Raw genomic sequence first — 18864 nt, 5'->3', positions numbered from 1 at the left:
GTACCGCTTACGCGGCCGCGCCGCGCCCGGCGTCACGCGGACCGCGTCGCGCCCGGCCGCCGCGCCCGCCGGCGCTCTGACCTGCGCCGCCCTGCCCGGGACCGCCCTGGGAGCGGCCACCCTGGCCCCGGCCACCTGCGCCCTGGGAGCGGCCGCCCTGGACGGCCTGGCCGCGCCCGCCGCCCTGGCCGCCGCCTTCGCCGCGCCCGGCCTGCGCGCGCCCGCCCTGGGCGCGCCCTGCCTGGCCGGCGCCCTGGCCGCGTCCGCTGCCGCCACGGCTGCGCCGCGGCTTGCGGGCACCGGAGGCCGCCGGAGCGGCCGGCTCCGGGACCTCGATGACGGCGGGGACGCCCGAGGGCTCGCGCGCGCCGGTGATGCGGACGAGCTCTTCGTCGGTGGACTTGACCTGGGTGGTCTGCGGGCGGATGCCCGCGTCCCGCATGAGGCGCGTGACGTCGCGCTTCTGCTCGGGCAGGACCAGCGTGACGACGCTGCCGGACTCGCCGGCGCGGGCGGTGCGGCCGCCGCGGTGCAGGTAGTCCTTGTGCTCGGTCGGCGGGTCGACGTTCACGACGAGGCCGAGGTCGTCGACGTGTATGCCGCGGGCGGCGACGTTCGTGGCGACGAGGGCCGTGACCCGGCCGTCCTTGAACTGCTCCAGGGTGCGGTTGCGCTGCGGCTGCGAGCGTCCGCCGTGCAGCGGCGCCGCGAGGACACCGCTGGCGAGGAGCCGCTTGGCGAGCCGGTCGGCGGACCGCTTGGTGTCGACGAAGAGGATCACGCGGCCTTCGCGGGCGGCGATGCGCGCGGTGACTGCCTTCTTGTCGGTCTCGTCGAGCACGTGGAGGACGTGGTGCTCCATCGTGGTGACGGCGCCCGCCGACGGGTCCACGGAGTGGACGACCGGGTCGGTGAGGAACTGCCGGACGAGCCGGTCGACGTTCCGGTCGAGCGTCGCCGAGAACAGCATGGTCTGGCCGCCCGGTGCGACCTGCTTGAGGAGCGCCGTGACCTGCGGCATGAAGCCCATGTCGGCCATCTGGTCGGCCTCGTCGAGGACGGTGATCCGCACCTCGGACAGGTCGCAGTCGCCGCGCTCGATGAGGTCCTTGAGGCGGCCGGGCGTCGCCACGACGACGTCCGCGCCGCGGCGCAGGGAGGACGCCTGACGGGAGATCGACATGCCGCCGACGACGGTGGTCAGACGGAGCCTGACAGCGCCCGCGTGCGGCGTGAGAGCGTCGGTGACCTGCTGGGCGAGCTCGCGGGTCGGCACCAGGACGAGGGCCAGCGGCATGCGCGGCTCCGCCTTGAGGCCGGCGGTGCGGGCGAGCATCGGCAGGCCGAACGCGAGGGTCTTGCCGGAGCCGGTGCGGCCGCGGCCGAGGAGGTCGCGTCCCGCGAGGGAGTTGGGGAGGGTGGCGCCCTGAATGGGGAACGGCTCGGTGACGCCCTGCTCGGTGAGCGTCTTCAGAAGGCCGGCCGGCATGTCGAGCTCGGCGAACGTCGCGGCCGCGGGCAGCGCGGGCGTCGTGTTCTCCGGCATCGTGAATTCCTGCGGCGGCGTGGGCCTGCGCTCGGGAACGCGGCCCTTTCCGCCGGGCCTTCCGCCTCGGGCGCTCCTTCCGGCGTTTCCGGTGCCCGCGTTTCCTGAAGCGGATGCGGACCGGTTGCGGGTCGGGCGGGGCGGACGTGCGGGGTTAGCCATGCGGGCATGCCTTCCTGGGCCTGGGCGGCCGGGAGCCGGTGGCCATCGACGCGTCTGCGAGCCGCCGGCCTGGTGTGGCCATCGACGCATCTGCGAGCCGCCGGCCTGGGGACAGCACGGGCCGGGGCCCGCACCTTCGCGGTGCGGACCCCGGCCGTGGGGTGCGTGATCCTTGGGATCAAGCGGTGTTTCAGGCGGGGAGGATGTTCTCCGCCTGGGGGCCCTTCTGGCCCTGCGTGACGTCGAACGTCACCTTCTGGCCCTCCTGGAGCTCACGGAAGCCCTGGGTGGCGATGTTCGAGTAGTGGGCGAAGACGTCGGCGCCGCCGCCGTCCTGCTCGATGAAGCCGAAGCCCTTTTCCGAGTTGAACCACTTCACGGTTCCGGTGGCCATAACAATCTCCTTTACTGGGGCGGTACGGAAATCCGAGTCCTTCGAATCTCCAGTCGCACCATTGAGCCCCATCCGGAGTTGGCCCGGAGGACCGGCCGGAAAACAATAATGCGCCTGAGGAACATTCCCGTCAGGCGCACATAAAGTCTATGGGTACCAAAACTGCAACGTCATCGACCTTAGCACGACCGTCACGGGACTAGAGACGCTCGATGATCGTGACGTTCGCCTGGCCTCCTCCCTCGCACATCGTCTGCAGTCCGTAGCGTCCGCCCGTGCGCTCCAGCTCGTGCAGCAGCGTCGTCATCAGTTTCACGCCGGTCGCGCCGAGGGGGTGCCCGAGGGCGATCGCTCCCCCGTTCACGTTCACCCTCTCCGGGTCCGTGCCCGTCTCCTTGAGCCAGGCGAGGACCACGGGGGCGAAGGCCTCGTTGATCTCGACGAGGTCGATGTCGTCCATGGACAGGCCGGTCTTCTTCAGCGCGTACGCCGTCGCGGGGATCGGCGCGGAGAGCATGCGGATGGGGTCCTCGCCGCGTACGGAGAGATGGTGGACGCGGGCGCGCGGGGTGAGGCCGTGCTCGCGTACGGCGCGCTCCGAGGCGAGGAGCATCGCGGCGGCTCCGTCGGAGACCTGCGAGGAGCAGGCCGCGGTGATCGTGCCGCCCTCGACGACGGGCTTGAGGCCCGCCATCTTCTCCAGGGTGGTGTCGCGGCGGGGGCCCTCGTCCACGGTGACATCTCCGTAGGCGGTGGTCTCGCGGGCGAAGCGGCCCTCGTCGATGGCCCGGATCGCCCGCTCGTGGGAGCGCAGGGCCCACTCCTCCTGGTCACGGCGGGTGATGCCCCACTTGCGGGCGATGAGCTCGGCGCCGTGGAACTGGTTCACCGGCTGGTCGCCGTAGCGGGCGCGCCAGCCCACGCTGCCCGCGTACGGGCCGTCCGTGAGGCCGAGGGGTTCGGCGGCCTGGCGGGAGGCGTAGGCGATGGGGATCTGCGTCATGTTCTGGGTGCCGCCGGCGACGACGAGGTCCTGGGTGCCGGACAGGACGCCCTGCGCCGCGAAGTGCACGGCCTGCTGTGACGAACCGCACTGGCGGTCGATGGTCACGCCGGGGACCTCCTCGGGGAGGCCGGCGGTGAGCCAGGCCGTCCGCGCGATGTCACCGGCCTGCGGGCCCACCGTGTCGAGGCAGCCGAAGACGACGTCCTCGACGGCGGCGGGGTCGATCCCGGAGCGGGCCACGAGCTCCTTGAGGACGTGCGCCCCGAGGTCGGCGGGGTGGGCGGCGGCGAGGCCTCCCTTGCGCCGTCCGACGGGGGTGCGGACCGCTTCGACTATGTAGGCCTCGGCCATGACGGGTTTCCCTTCAGGGTTGGGTGACGCGTACGGCGATGCCGTCCAGGACCATCGAGAGGTACTGGCGGGCGATCTCCTCGGGGCTGTGCTGTCCGCCGGGGCGGTACCAGGACGCGGCGACCCAGACGGTGTCGCGGACGAACCGGTAGGTGAGCCGGATGTCGAGGTCGGCGCGGAACACCTCGGCGGCGACGCCGCGCTCCAGGGTGGAGAGCCACGCCTTCTCGAACTTGCGCTGGGAGTCCGCGAGGAACTCGAAGCGCTCCTGGACGGCGAGGTGCTTGGACTCCTTCTGGTAGATGGCGACGGCGGCGCGGTGCCGGTCGATCTCGCGGAAGGACTCGGTGACGAGGGCCTCCAGGGTTTCCCTGGGGCCGAGCCGGGAGTCGAGGACGGAGTCGTATCCGTGCCACAGCTCGTCGAGGAAGGTCCGCAGGATCTCTTCGAGCATCGACTCCTTGGAGTCGAAGTGGTAGTAGAGGCTGCCCGCGAGCATGCCCGCGTGGTCGGCGATCTTGCGGACGGTGGTGGCGTTGTACCCCTGGGCGGCGAAGACCTCGGCCGCGGTGTCGAGGAGTTCGCGGCGGCGCTCGGGCGAGGCGGTCACCTGGGGCTTCTTCTTGGTAGGCACGCGTCCATTGTCGTCCTCACCGGCGCGGCGCCGGCGCTACGCATGCTGGCTGCTGACGGAGACGACCTCGCCCGTCATGTACGAGGAGTAGCCGGACGCCAGGAACACGATCACGTTGGCGATCTCCCAGGGCTCGGCGTACCGGCCGAAGGCCTCCTTCTCGGTGAGTTCGGTGAGGAGTTCGGCGGAGGTGACCTTCACGAGGTGGGGGTGCATGGCGAGGCTGGGCGAGACCGCGTTGACCCGGACTCCGTACTCGGCGGCCTCGATCGCGGCGCACCGGGTGAGGGCCATGACGCCCGCCTTGGCGGCGGCGTAGTGGGCCTGTCCGGCCTGGGCGCGCCAGCCGACGACGGACGCGTTGTTCACGACGACGCCGTGGCGGCCGGTGTCGCGGAAGGCGCGCAGGGCGGCCCTGGTGCACCGGAACGTGCCGTTCAGGGTGACGTCGAGGACGCGGGACCACTGATCGTCCGTCATGTCGACGAGGTCCGAAGTGCCGCCGAGACCGGCGTTGTTGACCACGATGTCGAGGCCGCCGTGTGCCTCGGCGGCCAGTGCGAACAGGGCCGCGACCTGTTCCTCGTCGGTGACGTCGCAGGGCAGTGAGGCGACGTTCGCCGCGCCGAACTCGTCGGCGAGCGCCTGTTCGCTCTCCTTGAGCCTGCGGGCGTGCGCGTCACTGATGAGGACGCGGGCGCCCTCTTCGAGGAACTTGCGTGCCGTCGCGCCGCCGATCCCGGCTCCGGCGGCTGCGGTGATGACGGCCGTGCGGCCCTTCAGCAGGCCGTGGCCGGGCACGTACTCGGGCTTCGCGCTCATACCCGCGCCTCCTTGGGCAGGCCGAGCAGGCGCTCGGCGACGATGTTCTTCTGGATCTCGTCGGATCCGGCGTAGATGGTGTCGGCGCGGGAGAAGAGGAACAGCCGCTGCCAGTCGTCGAGTTCGTAGGGTTCACCGGCGGCGATCGTGGACGCGGCGCCGCACACGTCCATGGCGAGCTCACCGAGACCGCGGTGCCAGGCCGCCCAGTGGAGCTTGCCGACGGAGGGGTCGACGCCGCGCCGGGCGGAGGCCGCCATGGCCTCCAGGTCGATCCAGGCCTGGACGAGGCGGTCGCGGATCAGAGGGTCGGCGATCGCGCCGTTCTTCCTGGCCAGCTCCGCGAGTGCGTCCCATTCGCGGCGGAATCCGACCTGCTGGCCGAGGGTGGAGACGCCGCGCTCGAAGCCGAGGGTGGCCATCGCGATCCGCCAGCCGTCGCCGGGCTCGCCGACTACGTGGGACGCGTCGGTGCGGGCGCCGTCGAAGAACACCTCGTTGAACTCGCTGGTGCCGGTGAGCTGCACGATGGGGCGTACGTCGACACGGCCGCCCGGCTGATCCAGGGGCACGAGGAGATAGGACAGGCCCGCGTGCCGCCGCGAGCCGGGTTCGGTGCGGGCGACGACGAAGCACCACTGCGCCTCATGGGCGAGCGAGGTCCAGATCTTCTGACCGTCGACGACCCACTGCGAACCGTCGGGTGACAGGGCGCCTCTCGTGCGGACGTTCGCCAGGTCCGAGCCCGCGTCCGGCTCGCTGTAGCCCTGACACCACAGCTCCTCGACGGCGACGATCGGCGGCAGGAAGCGCTTCTTCTGCTCCTGTGTGCCGAAGGCGATGAGCGTCGGCCCGAGGAGCTGCTCCCCGATGTGGTTGACCCGGGCGGGCGCGTCCGCGAGCGCGTACTCCTCGTGGAACGCGATCTGCTCGTCGAGGCTCGCGCCGCGGCCGCCGTGCTCGACGGGCCAGCCGACGCAGGTCCACCCGTGCGCCGCCATGTGCCGCTCCCAGGCGAGCCGTCCTTCGAACGCCTCGTGCTCACGGCCCGGCCCGCCGCGGCCCCTCAACTCGGCGAACTCCCCTACGAGATGGTCCGCGAGCCAGGCCCGGATCTCGGCGCGAAACTCCTCGACGCTGCTCATGGACGTACGTTAACCTACCAAACACTTGTTAGGGAAGGATGTTTCCGATGCCCGCAGCCCACGACAGTCCTGAACCCGCCCCGCACGAGGGTCCCGAGCCCGCCCCGCACAAGGGTCCTGCGCCTGTCCTGTACGAGCGCCGCGGCCCGGTCGCGTACGTGACGATGAACCGTCCGCGGTACCGCAACGCGCAGAACTCGGCGATGACCTACGCCCTGGACGCCGCCTTCTACCGCGCGGCCGACGACCCCGACGTCAAGGTCGTCGTCCTGGCCGGCGCGGGTGACCACTTCTCCGCGGGGCACGACATCGGCACCCCGGAGCGGGACGCGCATCTGCCCTTCGAGCGGCGGGCCGGGCTCTGGTGGGACCACTCGGACAAGCAGGGCGCCGAGTCGCGGTTCGCCCGCGAGTCGGAGGTGTATCTCGGCATGTGCCGGCGCTGGCGCGAGCTGCCGAAGCCGGTGATCGCCTCGGTCCACGGGGCGTGCGTCGCGGGCGGGCTGATGCTCGCATGGGTCTGCGACCTGATCGTGGCCTCCGACGACGCGTTCTTCGCGGATCCCGTCGTGCGCATGGGGATCCCCGGCGTCGAGTACTTCGCGCACCCCTGGGTGATGCCGCCGCGCGTCGCCAAGGAGTTCCTGTTCACCGGCGACCGGATGAGCGCCCGCCGGGCCTACGAGGTGGGGATGGTCAACCGCGTCGTACCGCGCGGCGAACTGGCCGCGACGACCGACGAGCTGGCGCTGCGCGTCGCCGAGATGCCGCGGCTCGGACTCGCCCTCACCAAGCGGGCGGTGAACCAGGCGGAGGACCTTCAGGGCCTGCACGCGGGCATGGACTCCGTGTTCGGCCTGCACCATCTCGCCCACGCGCACAACGCGGAGACGGCGAAGGACTCCCTCGGCGGCATGGACGTACGCGCGATGAAGGAGGCGAACGCCTGATGGACCTCGACTTCACGCCCGCCGAGGACGCGTTCCGCACCGAGGCACGTGAGTGGCTTGCCGCGCAGGTCCCGGGCGAGCCGCTGCCGTCCCTGGAGACCGAGGAGGGGTTTGCCGCGCACCGCGCGTGGGAGGCCGAGCTCCACGCCGGCCGCTGGTCGGTGGTGTCCTGGCCCGAGGAGTACGGGGGACGGGGAGCCGACATCTTTACGTGGCTGCTCTTCGAGGAGGAGTACTACGCCGCGGGCGCCCCGGGGCGTGTTTCGCAGAACGGCATCAACCTGCTCGCACCGACCCTCTTCGACCACGGCACCCCCGAGCAGCGGGCCCGGGTGCTGCCGTCCATGGCGAGCGGCGAGACGATCTGGGCGCAGGCCTGGTCCGAGCCCGAGGCCGGTTCCGACCTGGCGTCCCTCAAGTCCAAGGCCGCGCGCACCGAGGGGGGCTGGCTGCTCTCCGGGCAGAAGACCTGGTCTTCGCGGGCCGCGTTCGCCGACCGGGCCTTCGGGATCTTCCGTACGGACCCTGACGCGCCCAAGCCCCATCAGGGCCTGACCTACCTCATGTTCGACCTGCGGGCGCCCGGGGTGACCGTGCGGCCCATCGGGCGGCTCGACGGGAAGCCCGCGTTCGCCGAGCTGTTCCTCGACCGTGTCTTCGTGCCCGACGCGGACGTCATCGGTGAGCCGGGCAACGGGTGGCGGATCGCGATGTCCACCACGGGGAACGAGCGGGGGCTCACGCTGCGCTCCCCCGGGCGCTTCCTCGCTTCCGCCGACCGGCTCGTGCGGCTGTGGCGCGAGTGCGGGGAGGACCCGGGCACGCGCGATCGCGTCGCGGATGCGGTGATCGGGGCGCGTGCGTACCAGCTGTTCACGTACGCCAACGCGTCGCGGTTCGCGGCCGGCCAGACGATCGGCGCCGAGTCCAGCCTGAACAAGGTGTTCTGGTCGGAGTACGACATCGCTCTGCACGAGACCGCGCTCGACCTTCTCGGCGCGGGCGGGGAGTTGGTCGACGACGGGGGGTGGGGCGAGGGGTACGTCTTCTCGCTTGCCGGGCCCATTTATGCGGGGACCAACGAGATCCAGCGCGACATCATCGCCGAGCGGCTGCTCGGCCTGCCGAAGGGACGGCGCTGATGAGGTTCCTCCTCGACGCGGAGCAGGCCGAGTTCGGGCGCACGCTCGATCGGCTTCTGGGCGCCGCGGATACGCCCACGGTGATCCGGGCCTGGTCGTCCGGCGACCATGGGCCCGGGCGGGCTTTGTGGGAGCGGCTGGGCGAGACGGGGGTCTTCGCGCTCGGCGTTCCGGAGGCGTTCGACGGGGCCGGGTTCCTTCCGGTCGAACTGGCCCTCTCCTACGTGGAGTTGGGGCGGCACGGGGTGCCTGGGCCTGTGGTGGAGACTGCTGCCGTTGCTCGACTGTTGGGCTGCCTGCCTGAGGTCGCCAAGGAATGGCTTCCCCAGATCGCCTCCGGGGACGCGGTCGTTTCCTTGGGTGTGGACTCCTCGTACGTCCTTGACGCGGATTCCGCCGACGCCGTCTTCGTCGTCAGCGGTGACGAGCTACGGCTCGCCTCCGGCGGCCACGGGCCCCTGCTGCCGTCCGCCGATCCTGCGCGCCGGCTCTACGCGCCTGCGGAGGGCGGGACGCTGCTCGCGCGCGGGCCGGACGTGCGGGACGCGGCGGCGCGGGCCGTCGACCTGGCCTCGTTCCTCACCGCCGCGCAGTCGCTCGGCGTGGGGCTCTCCCTGCTGCACCGGACCGTCGAATACGTCACGCAGCGCACCCAGTTCGGCGTCCCCATCGGCTCCTTCCAGGCCGTGAAGCACCGGCTCGCGGACGCGCTCACGGGGCTGGAGTTCGCGCGGCCTCTGGTGTTCGGGGCGGCGCTCTCGCTTGCGCCCGGGGACATCGCGGCGGCGAAGGTGGCTACGGGCGAGGCGTCTTACGCGGCGGCGCGGGCTGCGCTCCAGCTCCATGGGGCGATCGGGTACACGCAGGAGCTGGACCTGTCGCTGTGGCTGCGCAAGGCCCGACCGCTGCGGGACGCTTGGGGGACGCCTGCGGCTTGCCGGGCTCGGGTGCTGGGGGGCTGACGCGCTCCGGTTCCGGGTTCGCCGTGGTTCGGCACGCCTCGCGGCCTTGGTCGTGGGGCGTCTCGCCGTTTGGAGTGCGGCGCCGCTCTTGGAGCGTCTCGCCGTTTGGGGGTGCGGCGCCGCTCTTGGAGCGTCTCGCCGTTTGGGGGTGCGGGGACGCGGCGGGATGTACGTGCTCGCCGTTCTATGGGTTCTGGGCACCAGAGGGTTGCGTCCCGAGCGCTCCCTGGGGTGGCTCCGCGCGCACATCCCGCCACGTCCCCTCCCGTCGGGGGCGGCTCCCGGCCGGTGGGGGTCTGGGGTTCATCTCGCGGCGGCCGTCTCGTACGCCGGGTGTGACGAAGTGGCTCCGCGCGCACATCCTGCCAGGGTGGGGGTCTGGGTTTCGTGTCGCGGTGGGCGTCTCGTATGCCGGGTCAGGGGAACGTGACTACTGCGGTACGGCCTCTGGCGTGCAGGGCGGCCGTACCGGTGGTGGAGTCCATCAGGGCTGCGTCGTAGTGGTCCAGCGTCACGTCGGCGATGTCGGCGCCCTGTTCGTCGAGGGCTACCACCAGGGCCTTGCCGGTGATGGTGAGGCGGCCTCGGACCACTGCCACCGACGGGGGCGTGCCCGCTCCCCTGCGCCACATGACGTTGAAGTTCACCACCGGGCCGTCGATGAGGCGGCAGTCGGTCGGGACGTCTCCGCGGAAGTCCTGTGGCACGTAGCGCTCGTCCACGGTTCTGCGTTCGCCGCCGAGCGTCAGTTCCATGCCGGCGCCCTCGACCATCGTCAGGGTCCGGTCGACTTCGGGGAACGCCGAGAACGGGCCGTCGTTCTCGACGTCCGCGAGGCTCACCCGCCACACGAAGTCGTCCGTCCCCGCGTCCGGTGGTGACGCCGCGATATTGCGGGTGACCCCGCCGCCGTTCTTCCAGGGCGCAGCCGTCCGTTCCGCCGCGGGCAGCAGCCGTACGCCGTTGTCAGTGATCCCGGGCATTGGGCGGCTCCGATCGTGCTGTCGTGTGGCGGGAGTTCCGAGGCTACGCCACTGAGGTCAGGCCCAGCCTGTCGGCGAGCCGTCGGCGGTGCGCCGACGGGGTGCCGAAAAGGTGGCCGCCCGAGTGGGCCCGCTTCAGATGGCGGTGGGCCTCGTGTTCCCAGGTGATGCCTATGCCTCCGTGCAGCTGGATCATCTCGCCGGCCACTTGCTTGTATGCCTGGGAACAGGCGGCTTCTGCCGCTGCCGCCAGGTGGGGTGCGGCGTCGGAGTGCGCGGCCGCCAGTGCCAGCGAGCGTGCCGCCTCCAGTTGGACGTGCAGGTCGGCTATCCGGTGCTTGACCGCCTGGAACGAGCCGATGGGCCGCCCGAACTGCACTCGGTCCTTGGCGTACTGGATGGTGTCCGCGAGTGCCCGGGTCGCGGCGCCTGTCTGTTCGGCCGCCAGCGCTGTGCAGGCGAGGTCCCGCACTCGGGACAGGACACGTTCGCCGTCGGCTGCGAGGATCTTGGCCGGGGACCCGTCGAAGATGACTCGGGCCTGGGGGCGGGTCTGGTCCATGGTGGGCAGGGGCGTGAACTCGGTTTCGGGAAGCTCGACTTGGAACAGGCCGAGTCCGTCTTCACCTCGGGCCAGGACCAGCAGGGTGTCCGGGCGCCCTGGGCCCGTCAGGACGTGCTCCTTCACTCCGGTCAGCCGGCCCGCTCGGACCCGGGCGTTCATCGCCTCCGGCTCCCAGCTTCCGTCCTCCGCCCAGGCCAGCGCTCCCACCGCGGTGCCGTCGGCGAGTTCGGGGAGCAGCTCCGCGCAGGCCCGCGTGTTACCGGACGCGAGTAGCGCCTGTGTGGCCAGGACTGTGGAGGCCAGGTACGGGACCGGGCTGAGCCTCCGGCCCAGTTCCTCCATGACCACGTACGTCTCCACCGTGCCGCCGCCGTACCCCCCGTACTCCTCCGGCACCCCGAGGCCCGCCGCGCCGACCGCCTCGGTGAGCGGGCCCCACGCGGCCGCACCCTCGTGCCGGGTCAGCACCGCCCGTACGGCCGAGCGCAGTTCGTCCTGCTCCCTGGTGAAATTCATCCCCGGTCTCCTCTTGCCTTGCTGCGCAGCGCGCCTTTCAGGAGCTTGCCGCCCGCGTTGCGCGGCAGCTCGCGGACGGTCACGAAGCGGCGCGGCACCTTGAAGTTGGCCAAGCGCTCGCGCGTCCATGCGGTGAGCTGCTGTGCGTCCACGGGTCCGGATACGACGATGAAGGCGACACCAACCTCGCCCAGCCGTTCGTCCGGGGCGCCGACCACGGCCGCGTCGACTATCAGTTCGTGGCCCAGGAGGGTGTTCTCGACCTCGGCCGGGTATGCGTTGAACCCGCCCACGACGTACATGTCCTTGAGCCGGTCCGTGATGGTGAGGAAGCCGCGGTCGTCGAGCGTGCCGATGTCGCCCGTGCGGAGCCAGCCGTCCTGGGGAACTGCCTCATGGGTTGCTGTTTCGTCGTCCAGATAGCCGCGCATCACGTGGTAGCCGCGCACCTGCACCTCGCCCGGTTCACCTGCGGGCAGTTCGTCGCCCAGCGGTGAGGCGATCCGGATCTCGATGCCGGGCAGCGCGCGGCCCACCGTGTGCGCGACCGTCCACGCGTCGGCGTCGGTGGGGCAGACGGAGACGACGCCGCCCGACTCGGTGAGTCCGTACGCCGTGAACACGTCGGGGGCGCCGAGTTCCGTGCGGATCAGTTCGACCAGTTCGGTCGGGACGGCGGCGGCGCCGGTTCCGGCGAGCCGCAGCGCTCCGAGGTCCGCTTCGCTCCGGTGGGGGTGGTGGATCAGGCCGTGGAACACCGTCGGCGGGCCCATCAGGCAGGAGACGCGTTCGGTGGCGATGCGCTCCAGGACGCGGTCGGCGTCGTAGACCTCCTCGGGCAGCATCGTGACGCCGCGCAGCAGGCAGGCGATGATGCCCGCCTTGTAGCCGAAGGTGTGGAAGAACGGGTTCAGCAGGAGGTAGCGGTCGCCGGTTCTCAGGGTGACCTGGTGCGACCACTCCTCGTAGAGGCGGACCGTCTGTCCGTGGGTCGTCATCACGCCCTTGGGGCGGCCCGTGGTGCCGGAGGTGTAGAGGATGTCGCTGAGGTCGTCGGGGCCCACGGCGGCGGCGCGGGCCAGGCGTTCGGTGTCGGTGACTCCTTCGCCCGCCTTCAGGTACGTCTCCCATGCGAGAGCGTCGTCGTGCGCGTCGCCGCGGAGGACGACCACGGAGCGCAGGGCGCCCAGGTCCTCGCCGCTCGCGCGGAGTGTGTGGACGTAGTCGGTGCCGAGGAAGCCGCGTTCCGTGAAGAGGAGTTCGGCGCCGCTGCGGCGGATGATGTCGGTGGCCTCGGCCGCCTTGTAGCGCGTGTTGACCGGGACGAGGACCGCCCCGGCGCCGACCGCGCCCAGTGCGGCGAGGATCCACTGACGGCTGTTGGCGGCCCAGATCGCGACGCGGGTGCCGGGGCGTATGCCGTGCGCGACGGCGGCGCGCGAGGCCGCGGCGATCTCGTCGCGCAGCCGGCTGAAGCTCCAGCGGACCTCGCCGTCGGCGAGTGCCTCCCGGTCGCCGTACGCGGCGGCGGCGTACTCGGGGAGCTGGGCGAGCGTACGCGGTGGGGTGGTGCTGGTCACGAACCCTCCCTGTGATCAGGGGTACTTGACGTGCGAGCGTGGCCGGTATCCAATCACAAGTGTTTCGGTTAGGCATATACCTAGTAGGCACATTCCTTGGAGGCCTCGCATGCCGATCCCCACCCACCCCGCCACCTCGGCCGAGGACCTGAAGTCCGCCCTCGCCGGTTTCTGTACGGGCGTCGCGGTCATCACCGCACTCGACGGAGACGGCCGGCCCACAGGCATGGCCGTGCAGTCGTTCTCGTCGGTCTCGCTCGACCCGCCCCTGGTCTGCTTCTGCCCGGCGCACACCTCGACGACCTGGCCACGGATCAGGACGGCCGGCCGGTTCGCCGTCAACGTCCTCGCCGAGGACCAGAGCGAGCTGTGCCGGCGCTTCGCGGTGACGGGCGGCGACAAGTTCGCCGGCACGCCCTGGCGGCCGGGCGGCAACGGCGCACCCCTGCTCGACGGAGCGCTCGCCACGATCGAGTGCGAACTCGCCGACGTGCTCGACGGCGGCGACCACGCCATCGCGCTCGGCCGGGTCACCTCACTGACCACGCACCGCGACGCGGGGCCGCTGCTCTACTTCCGGCGCACCTACGGGCGCTTGCCGCGCTCCAGCTCCTCGATGTCCGCGAGCATGGCGTCGGCGAGGTCGCGCTCGGACGCGTAGTACCGCTCGGCCCACTTGAGCGTGAGCGTGGGGTACGTCCAGGCCTCGTTGGCCTTCGCGCCCTCCACGTCCTCCTCCGCGCGCACCCGCATCGTCTCGGCGAACTCCCGGTGCCGCGCGAGCACTTCACGCATCTGCTCACCTTCGAGCAGGTGCCCGAGCCAGAGCCGCAGCATGGGCCCGTGCTTGAGGACGGGCGGGTCGACGGGCGCCTCGCGCGCCCAGGTCCGCACGGCCTCCATGCCCTCGTCGGTGATCCGGTAGACCCGCTTGTCGCGGGTGCCGGTCTCCTGCGCGACCATCCGCGAGGTCGCGTAACCGGCCTTCTCCAAGCGCTTGAGCTCGCTGTAGATCTGGCTGAACGACGGGCTCCAGTAGAAGAAGCGCAGGGACCAGTCGGACCACTTCTTCAGGTCGTAGCCGGACAGCTCCTCACCGAAGGAGAGCAGTCCGAGCACCGCCCAGCTGGTCGCCGGGAGTGCGGGGCGCTCCGCGCCGGCCGCGTCGTCTACCGCCTTCTTCTTCACCACGCACGCAGTCTACGTAGCCCCTTCCCTCGCCATGCGTATGCCTGCTAGAAGTATTCCTATTAGAAACACATCACTCGGGAGGATCCCCGTGAAGTTCTCCATGATCTTCGAGGCCCAGCTCGCCGACCCGACGCCGGAGAACGAGCGCCAGGTTTTCAAGGACTGCGTCGAACAGGCCGTGTTCGCCGAGGAGATGGGCTTCGACCGCATCTGGGCGGTCGAGCACCACTCCCTCACCCAGTACGCGCACATGAGCGCGTCCGAGATCTTCCTGACCTGGGTCGCGGCCAGGACGTCCCGGATCCGCATCGGGCACGGCGTCGTCACGATGCCCTTCGGCTACCAGCACCCCGTCCGCGTCGCCGAGCGGGCCGCGATGCTCGACTCACTGACCGGCGGCCGCGTCGACATCGGCGCGGGCCGCGGCGCGACGAAGCAGGAGATGCGGATGTACGGGGTCCGCCCCGAGGACACGTATCCGCAGATGGAGGAGGCCCTGCGGATCTTCTCCTCGGCCTGGCGCGAGGAGCAGTTCGAGTGGCACGGCTCGATCGACATCGGACCCGGCGCGATCCTGCCGCGCCCGGTGCAGAACCCGCACCCGCCGCTCTTCATGGCCTGCTCCAAGCACGACACGCTCAAGCTCGCGGCCGAACTCGGCATCGGGGCCCTGGTGATGGGCTTCGCCGGCGCCGACGACGTCCGCACGATGCGGAAGGTCTACGACGAGGCCATCGCGACCCGCACCGGCGAGCGCTTCGTGTCCACCGAGGTCAACGACCACCTCTCGGCGCTCTGCCCGACGATCGTCCTCGACGACGCGGACCTCGCCCTGCGCCTCGGCACGCGCGGCCAGCGCTTCTTCGCCGAGTCGATCGCGCACTGGTACGGGAACGCGCCCGCACCCACTTCCTACGCGGAGTCCGAGGACACGGCCGACCACGTGGCCGCGATGGCCAAGGACCGCGAGGAGCTCGTCGCCAAGCTGCACGAGGCGAACATCCCGGCCCGCCCGGTCGACACCGGCACCTACAACGCCGAACACGCCTACGGCTCCGCGGACACCGCGATCTCGTACGTCGAGCAACTGCGCGAGATCGGCGTGGACGAGGTGATGTGCCTGATCCAGATGGGCACGGTCCCGCAGGAGGCGTGCATGGAGACCATCCGCCAGTGGGGCGAGAAGGTCATCCCGCACTTCCGGGCACTGGAGGCGAAGTGACGGTCTCACTGGACGGCAAGGTCGTTGTCATCACGGGCGCGGGGCGCGGGCAGGGCGCGGCGGAGGCCGCTCTCGCCGCGGCGGCCGGCGCGCGGGTCGTCGTCACGGACGTGCGGGAGGAGGAGGGGATCGAGGTCGCCAAGTCGCTCGGTGAGCAAGGGCTGTTCGTGCGGCACGACGTGTCGGACCCGGACAGCTGGGGCGAGGTCGTCGATGCCACGCTCGGCGCCTTCGGACGCATCGACGCGCTGGTCAACAACGCGGCACTGTGGCGCACCGCCCCGGTCGAGCGGGAGACCCTGGAGAACTTCGAGCAGCTGATCCGGGTCAATCTCCTCGGCCCGTTCCTCGGCATCCAGGCCGTGGTGCCCGCGATGAGGGAGGCGGGCGGCGGATCGGTCGTCAACGTCTCCTCGACGGCGGGTCTCATCGGCATCCCGGGCCACGCCGCCTACGGCTCCACGAAGTTCGGCCTTCGCGGCCTGACCCGGTCATCGGCGCTCGACCTGGCGGGGTACGGGATCCGCGTCAACTCGGTGCACCCGGGCGCCATCGACACCCCGATGATCTCCGGGGTCTCCGGCAAGGACTGGTCGCATCTGCCGCTGGGCCGGATGGGCCGCCCCGAAGAGGTCGGTGAGCTGGTCCTGTTCCTGGCGTCGGACGCCTCCTCGTACATCACCGGCACGGAGTTCACGGTGGACGGGGGGTCGACGGCGGGATGACGGCGCACGACCCCCTCACCCCGCAGGCGCGCACCCTGTGCGACGCCATGTCGGCCACGTTCCCCGACCCGGCCGACGGACCCCTCGACGCGGGCGCCCTGCGGGCCGCCGCGCGGGCGGGGCTCGGGAAGCCGGCCGTGCCGATGCGGTCGGTGACCGAGCGCCGGGTGTCCGCGCCGGGTCTCGACGCCCCCGTGCCCGTACGGATCTACGAACCCGAGTCCGACGGCCCGCGCCCGCTCGTGGTGTTCCTGCACGGCGGCGGGTGGGTGCTCTGCGACCTCGACACACACGACGGGCTCTGCCGCCGACTCGCCGCGCTGTCCGGTGCGTCGGTGGTCTCCGTCGACTACCGGCGGGCCCCCGAGCACCCCTTCCCGGCCGCCTCCCTCGACGCGTACGCCGTGGCGCGGTGGGCCGCCGCGCACGCGCGGGAACTGGGGTGCGCCCCGGACCGGCTGTTCGTCGCCGGGGACTCCAGTGGCGGCAACCTGGCCGCCGCCGTCGCACAGCGGGCCCAGGGCGATCCCGAGGGGCCGGCGATCGCGGGCCAGTTGCTGCTGTACCCGGTGCTCGACCACCGGCTCGGCGGCGAGTCGCCGGTGGCGTTCGAACGGGGGTTCTTCCACACGACGGCTCATATGCGCTGGTACTGGGAGCAGTACCTCGGCGCCAACAGCGATCCCGCCGCCGCCTCGCCCGGGCTGGCACCCGACCTCGACGGGCTGCCGCCCGCCCTCGTGCTCCTCGCGGACTGCGACCCGCTGCGCGACGAGGGTCTCGCCTACGCACGGCGGCTCGCGCGGGCCGGGGTGCGGGCGGAGGTGGCGCTGTATCCGGGGGTGTTCCACGGGTTCCTGGGCGCGGCCGGGTTCCTGCCCGAGGCGGACGCGGCGCTCGCGCGGGCCACCGCCTGGCTGACCCGCACCCCGGGCACCGGCACCTGACGGCGTTCGCTATTTTGTTCGCCGCCGTCCCCACCGGCTCTGTCCCCCTCCCCGAACCTCAGAGGAGCCGGCCGTGGAAGCCGAGTCCCAGCCCGCCACGACCCCCGCGGTCACCACCTGCTACCGCCATCCCAAGGTGGAGACCTACGTCGGCTGCACCCGCTGCGAGCGGCCCATCTGCCCCGACTGCATGCGGTCGGCGGCCGTCGGCCACCACTGCCCCGACTGCGTGAAGGAGGGCGTCCGCTCGGTCCGCCAGGCCCGCACGGTCTTCGGCGGGCGGGTGTCGGCCGTCCCGCTCGTCACGTACGTCCTGATGGGCCTGAACATCGTGGCCTACCTCGCCGAGCTGGTGCGCCCGGCCGTCGTGGACCGGTTCGGGATGCTGGGCGCGGGGCTCGTCGGCCCTGACGGCGGGCATTACGTGTACCAGGACGGGTTCCCGGCCGACTTCCACGCGGAGGGGGTGGTGGCGGGCGAGTGGTACCGGATGATCACCGGCGCGTTCCTCCACATGCCGGCCACCGAGGGCGTCTTCGGGATCCTGCACATCCTGTTCAACATGTACTCGCTGTGGAACCTCGGCCGCGTCGTCGAGACACAGCTGGGACGCGTCCGCTACCTCGCCGTCTATCTCCTGTCCGCGTTCGGCAGCTCCGTGCTCGTCTACCTGATCGCCCCGGGCACCCTCACGGTCGGCGCGTCGGGCGCGATCTTCGGGCTCGGCGCCGCGTACTACGTGATGGCGCGGCGCCTGGGCGCGGACATGAGCGGCGTCAACCGATTCATGGCGTACTTCCTGCTGTGGATGCTGATCTCGGCCGGATTCGCCTCCTGGCAGGGCCACTTGGGCGGCCTGCTCACGGGCGGCGCGGCGACCCTCGCCCTCGCGTACGCGCCCCACGCCCGCCGCACCCTGGTACAGAGCTCGGCGTGCGCGGGATTGTTCGTACTCCTCATGGCGCTGACGTTCCTCAAGCGGCCCTAGAACGACGAGCTGTCACTTCGCCCACTCCCTCTCCCGCTCCCCCTGCGTCCGCCACGTAATCTGAGCCCCATGAAACGCGCAGGCTGCATACTCCTGGCCGCGGCTCCGGTCGCCACGGTCGCGGTGTTCCTCTTCACGCCGGGGCACGCCGACGGCAAGGGCGGCTCGCACGGCTCGTCCACGTCGCGCCCGTCCGCCGAGGACGCCGCGGCCGCCAAGGCCGCCGCGGAGAAGCAGGCCGACGACGACGCCATCGCCGACCTGCCGCCCGGCCTCGCCGCGCCCGCGAAGAAGGACCTCGCCCAGCAGATCGTGGCGAGTGCGGAGAACTCGACGCTCGACTGGCGCGGCCAGTACGGCTACATCGAGGACATCAAGGACGGGCAGGGCTACACGGCCGGGATCATCGGCTTCTGCACCGGCACGCACGACCTGCTCACCCTCGTCGAGCGGTACACGAAGGCCCACCCGGACAACGGCCTCGCCCACTATCTGCCCGCCCTGCGCAAGGTCGACGGCACGGACTCCCACGAGGGCCTCGACCCCGGCTTCACCGCCGCGTGGAAGAAGGAGGCGTCCGACCCGGCCTTCCGCGCCGCCCAGAACTCCGAGCGCGACCGCGTCTACTTCGACCCGGCCGTCCGCCTCGCCAAGCTCGACGGCCTGGGCACGCTCGGCCAGTTCATCTACTACGACGCGATGGTCCTGCACGGCCCCGGCACCGGGCCGAGCGGCTTCTACGGCCTGCGCGAGAAGGCCATGCGGGAGGCGGACACCCCGGCGCAGGGCGGCAAGGAGAAGGCGTACCTCGACATCTTCCTCGACGTGCGCCGCACGGCGATGAAGGCGAAGAAGCCGGACCGCGACACCACCCGCATCGACACGGCCCAGCGCCAGTTCCTCTACGACGGCAACCTGACCCTGAAGACACCGCTGGAGTGGAAGGTGTACGGGGAGACGTACCGGGTGCCGTAACCGCCGAAGCGGTAGGGCCACGGCACAGACGCATGTGACGCCCACTCAAGTCTCAGTC

Annotated in this window: 19 protein-coding genes; 9 read left to right on the top strand and 10 right to left on the bottom strand. The window is 71.4% G+C overall.

Going from position 1 to position 18864, the window contains the following annotated elements; genetic code table 11:
• Positions 1 to 7: 7 nt before the first annotated feature.
• The 6 genes from OG456_RS27140 to OG456_RS27115 all read right to left on the bottom strand — a co-directional run bounded on the left by OG456_RS27140 (position 8) and on the right by OG456_RS27115 (position 6060).
• Positions 8 to 1708 carry a DEAD/DEAH box helicase gene (locus OG456_RS27140; RefSeq protein WP_266565375.1) on the bottom strand — a complete coding sequence of 567 codons (1701 nt, stop codon included), beginning with the start codon at positions 1706 to 1708 and terminating at the stop codon, positions 8 to 10.
• Positions 1709 to 1898: 190 nt separating this feature from the next.
• Positions 1899 to 2102 (bottom strand): cold-shock protein, encoded by a 204-nt coding sequence (locus OG456_RS27135; RefSeq protein ID WP_042152846.1) that lies wholly within the window; start codon positions 2100 to 2102, stop codon positions 1899 to 1901.
• Positions 2103 to 2301: 199 nt separating this feature from the next.
• Positions 2302 to 3459 carry an acetyl-CoA C-acetyltransferase gene (locus OG456_RS27130; protein ID WP_266565368.1) on the bottom strand — a complete coding sequence of 386 codons (1158 nt, stop codon included), beginning with the start codon at positions 3457 to 3459 and terminating at the stop codon, positions 2302 to 2304.
• Between the two features lie 13 nt (positions 3460 to 3472).
• The gene (locus OG456_RS27125; RefSeq protein WP_266565366.1) at positions 3473 to 4093 is read right to left on the bottom strand and encodes a TetR/AcrR family transcriptional regulator; all 621 of its coding nucleotides are present in this window, start codon (positions 4091 to 4093) and stop codon (positions 3473 to 3475) included.
• A 36-nt stretch (positions 4094 to 4129) separates the two neighbouring features.
• Positions 4130 to 4915: an SDR family oxidoreductase gene (locus tag OG456_RS27120; RefSeq protein ID WP_266565364.1), complete on the bottom strand. Its 786-nt coding sequence runs from the start codon at positions 4913 to 4915 to the stop codon at positions 4130 to 4132.
• A complete protein-coding gene (locus OG456_RS27115) occupies positions 4912 to 6060 on the bottom strand; it encodes an acyl-CoA dehydrogenase family protein (protein ID WP_266565362.1) in 1149 nt (382 codons plus the stop codon). The genes OG456_RS27120 and OG456_RS27115 overlap by 4 nt, the downstream gene beginning before the upstream one ends.
• Positions 6061 to 6107: 47 nt before the next feature.
• Here OG456_RS27115 and OG456_RS27110 point away from each other — a divergent pair, with 47 nt between their 5' ends.
• From OG456_RS27110 to OG456_RS27100, 3 genes are read left to right on the top strand one after another with little or no spacing between them, the layout of a single operon-like run.
• Positions 6108 to 7010 (top strand): enoyl-CoA hydratase, encoded by a 903-nt coding sequence (locus tag OG456_RS27110; RefSeq protein ID WP_266565361.1) that lies wholly within the window; start codon positions 6108 to 6110, stop codon positions 7008 to 7010.
• Entirely contained in the window at positions 7010 to 8152 is a 1143-nt protein-coding gene (locus OG456_RS27105; RefSeq protein WP_266565359.1) for an acyl-CoA dehydrogenase family protein, read from the top strand. Before OG456_RS27110 ends, OG456_RS27105 begins: the two co-directional genes overlap by 1 nt.
• Complete coding sequence (locus OG456_RS27100; protein ID WP_266565357.1) at positions 8152 to 9114, top strand: acyl-CoA dehydrogenase family protein; 963 nt, start codon at positions 8152 to 8154, stop codon at positions 9112 to 9114. Before OG456_RS27105 ends, OG456_RS27100 begins: the two co-directional genes overlap by 1 nt.
• A 416-nt stretch (positions 9115 to 9530) precedes the next feature.
• Here the strand turns inward: OG456_RS27100 and OG456_RS27095 are convergent, their stop codons facing one another.
• From OG456_RS27095 to OG456_RS27085, 3 genes are read right to left on the bottom strand one after another with little or no spacing between them, the layout of a single operon-like run.
• The gene (locus OG456_RS27095; protein ID WP_266565355.1) at positions 9531 to 10097 is read right to left on the bottom strand and encodes a HutD family protein; all 567 of its coding nucleotides are present in this window, start codon (positions 10095 to 10097) and stop codon (positions 9531 to 9533) included.
• A gap of 43 nt (positions 10098 to 10140) precedes the next feature.
• A complete protein-coding gene (locus OG456_RS27090) occupies positions 10141 to 11178 on the bottom strand; it encodes an acyl-CoA dehydrogenase family protein (RefSeq protein WP_266565353.1) in 1038 nt (345 codons plus the stop codon).
• Positions 11175 to 12758, bottom strand: coding sequence for a FadD3 family acyl-CoA ligase (locus OG456_RS27085; protein ID WP_266565351.1), 1584 nt, complete (start codon positions 12756 to 12758; stop codon positions 11175 to 11177). The genes OG456_RS27090 and OG456_RS27085 overlap by 4 nt, the downstream gene beginning before the upstream one ends.
• A 109-nt stretch (positions 12759 to 12867) precedes the next feature.
• Between OG456_RS27085 and OG456_RS27080 the strand changes: the two genes are divergently transcribed.
• Complete coding sequence (locus OG456_RS27080) at positions 12868 to 13419, top strand: flavin reductase family protein (RefSeq protein WP_266565349.1); 552 nt, start codon at positions 12868 to 12870, stop codon at positions 13417 to 13419.
• On the opposite strand, the gene OG456_RS27075 is transcribed toward OG456_RS27080, so the two are convergent.
• A complete protein-coding gene (locus OG456_RS27075) occupies positions 13344 to 13949 on the bottom strand; it encodes a helix-turn-helix transcriptional regulator (protein WP_266565347.1) in 606 nt (201 codons plus the stop codon). The two genes, OG456_RS27080 and OG456_RS27075, sit on opposite strands and share 76 nt — an antisense overlap.
• An 88-nt stretch (positions 13950 to 14037) precedes the next feature.
• Between OG456_RS27075 and OG456_RS27070 the strand changes: the two genes are divergently transcribed.
• The 5 genes from OG456_RS27070 to OG456_RS27050 all read left to right on the top strand — a co-directional run bounded on the left by OG456_RS27070 (position 14038) and on the right by OG456_RS27050 (position 18806).
• On the top strand, positions 14038 to 15171 hold the full coding sequence (locus OG456_RS27070) for an LLM class flavin-dependent oxidoreductase (protein ID WP_266565345.1): 1134 nt from the start codon (positions 14038 to 14040) through the stop codon (positions 15169 to 15171).
• Complete coding sequence (locus OG456_RS27065) at positions 15168 to 15896, top strand: glucose 1-dehydrogenase (RefSeq protein ID WP_266565343.1); 729 nt, start codon at positions 15168 to 15170, stop codon at positions 15894 to 15896. Before OG456_RS27070 ends, OG456_RS27065 begins: the two co-directional genes overlap by 4 nt.
• Positions 15893 to 16843 (top strand): alpha/beta hydrolase, encoded by a 951-nt coding sequence (locus OG456_RS27060; protein WP_266565341.1) that lies wholly within the window; start codon positions 15893 to 15895, stop codon positions 16841 to 16843. The genes OG456_RS27065 and OG456_RS27060 overlap by 4 nt, the downstream gene beginning before the upstream one ends.
• Positions 16844 to 16916: 73 nt before the next feature.
• Positions 16917 to 17831, top strand: a complete 915-nt coding sequence (locus tag OG456_RS27055; RefSeq protein WP_266565340.1) for a rhomboid family intramembrane serine protease — start codon at positions 16917 to 16919, stop codon at positions 17829 to 17831.
• Between the two features lie 69 nt (positions 17832 to 17900).
• On the top strand, positions 17901 to 18806 hold the full coding sequence (locus tag OG456_RS27050; RefSeq protein WP_266565338.1) for a chitosanase: 906 nt from the start codon (positions 17901 to 17903) through the stop codon (positions 18804 to 18806).
• Positions 18807 to 18864: the final 58 nt, after the last annotated feature.

This window comes from Streptomyces sp. NBC_01446 (assembly GCF_026340095.1).
GTDB lineage: Bacteria > Actinomycetota > Actinomycetes > Streptomycetales > Streptomycetaceae > Streptomyces > Streptomyces aureus.
Note: the sequence above shows the minus strand (reverse complement) of the source record. Positions and strands in the feature narration are given on the sequence as shown.

Excerpts from the sequence above, each read along its gene's own strand:
- OG456_RS27140 (WP_266565375.1), bottom strand. The coding sequence starts at position 1,708 with ATGGCTAACCCCGCACGTCCGCCCCGCCCGACCCGCAACCGGTCCGCA.
- OG456_RS27100 (WP_266565357.1), top strand. The coding sequence starts at position 8,152 with ATGAGGTTCCTCCTCGACGCGGAGCAGGCCGAGTTCGGGCGCACGCTC.
- OG456_RS27090 (WP_266565353.1), bottom strand. The coding sequence starts at position 11,178 with ATGAATTTCACCAGGGAGCAGGACGAACTGCGCTCGGCCGTACGGGCG.
- OG456_RS27130 (WP_266565368.1), bottom strand. The coding sequence starts at position 3,459 with ATGGCCGAGGCCTACATAGTCGAAGCGGTCCGCACCCCCGTCGGACGG.
- OG456_RS27060 (WP_266565341.1), top strand. The coding sequence starts at position 15,893 with ATGACGGCGCACGACCCCCTCACCCCGCAGGCGCGCACCCTGTGCGAC.
- OG456_RS27105 (WP_266565359.1), top strand. The coding sequence starts at position 7,010 with ATGGACCTCGACTTCACGCCCGCCGAGGACGCGTTCCGCACCGAGGCA.
- OG456_RS27050 (WP_266565338.1), top strand. The coding sequence starts at position 17,901 with ATGAAACGCGCAGGCTGCATACTCCTGGCCGCGGCTCCGGTCGCCACG.
- OG456_RS27135 (WP_042152846.1), bottom strand. The coding sequence starts at position 2,102 with ATGGCCACCGGAACCGTGAAGTGGTTCAACTCGGAAAAGGGCTTCGGC.
- OG456_RS27110 (WP_266565361.1), top strand. The coding sequence starts at position 6,108 with ATGCCCGCAGCCCACGACAGTCCTGAACCCGCCCCGCACGAGGGTCCC.
- OG456_RS27120 (WP_266565364.1), bottom strand. The coding sequence starts at position 4,915 with ATGAGCGCGAAGCCCGAGTACGTGCCCGGCCACGGCCTGCTGAAGGGC.
- OG456_RS27080 (WP_266565349.1), top strand. The coding sequence starts at position 12,868 with ATGCCGATCCCCACCCACCCCGCCACCTCGGCCGAGGACCTGAAGTCC.
- OG456_RS27095 (WP_266565355.1), bottom strand. The coding sequence starts at position 10,097 with ATGCCCGGGATCACTGACAACGGCGTACGGCTGCTGCCCGCGGCGGAA.
- OG456_RS27115 (WP_266565362.1), bottom strand. The coding sequence starts at position 6,060 with ATGAGCAGCGTCGAGGAGTTTCGCGCCGAGATCCGGGCCTGGCTCGCG.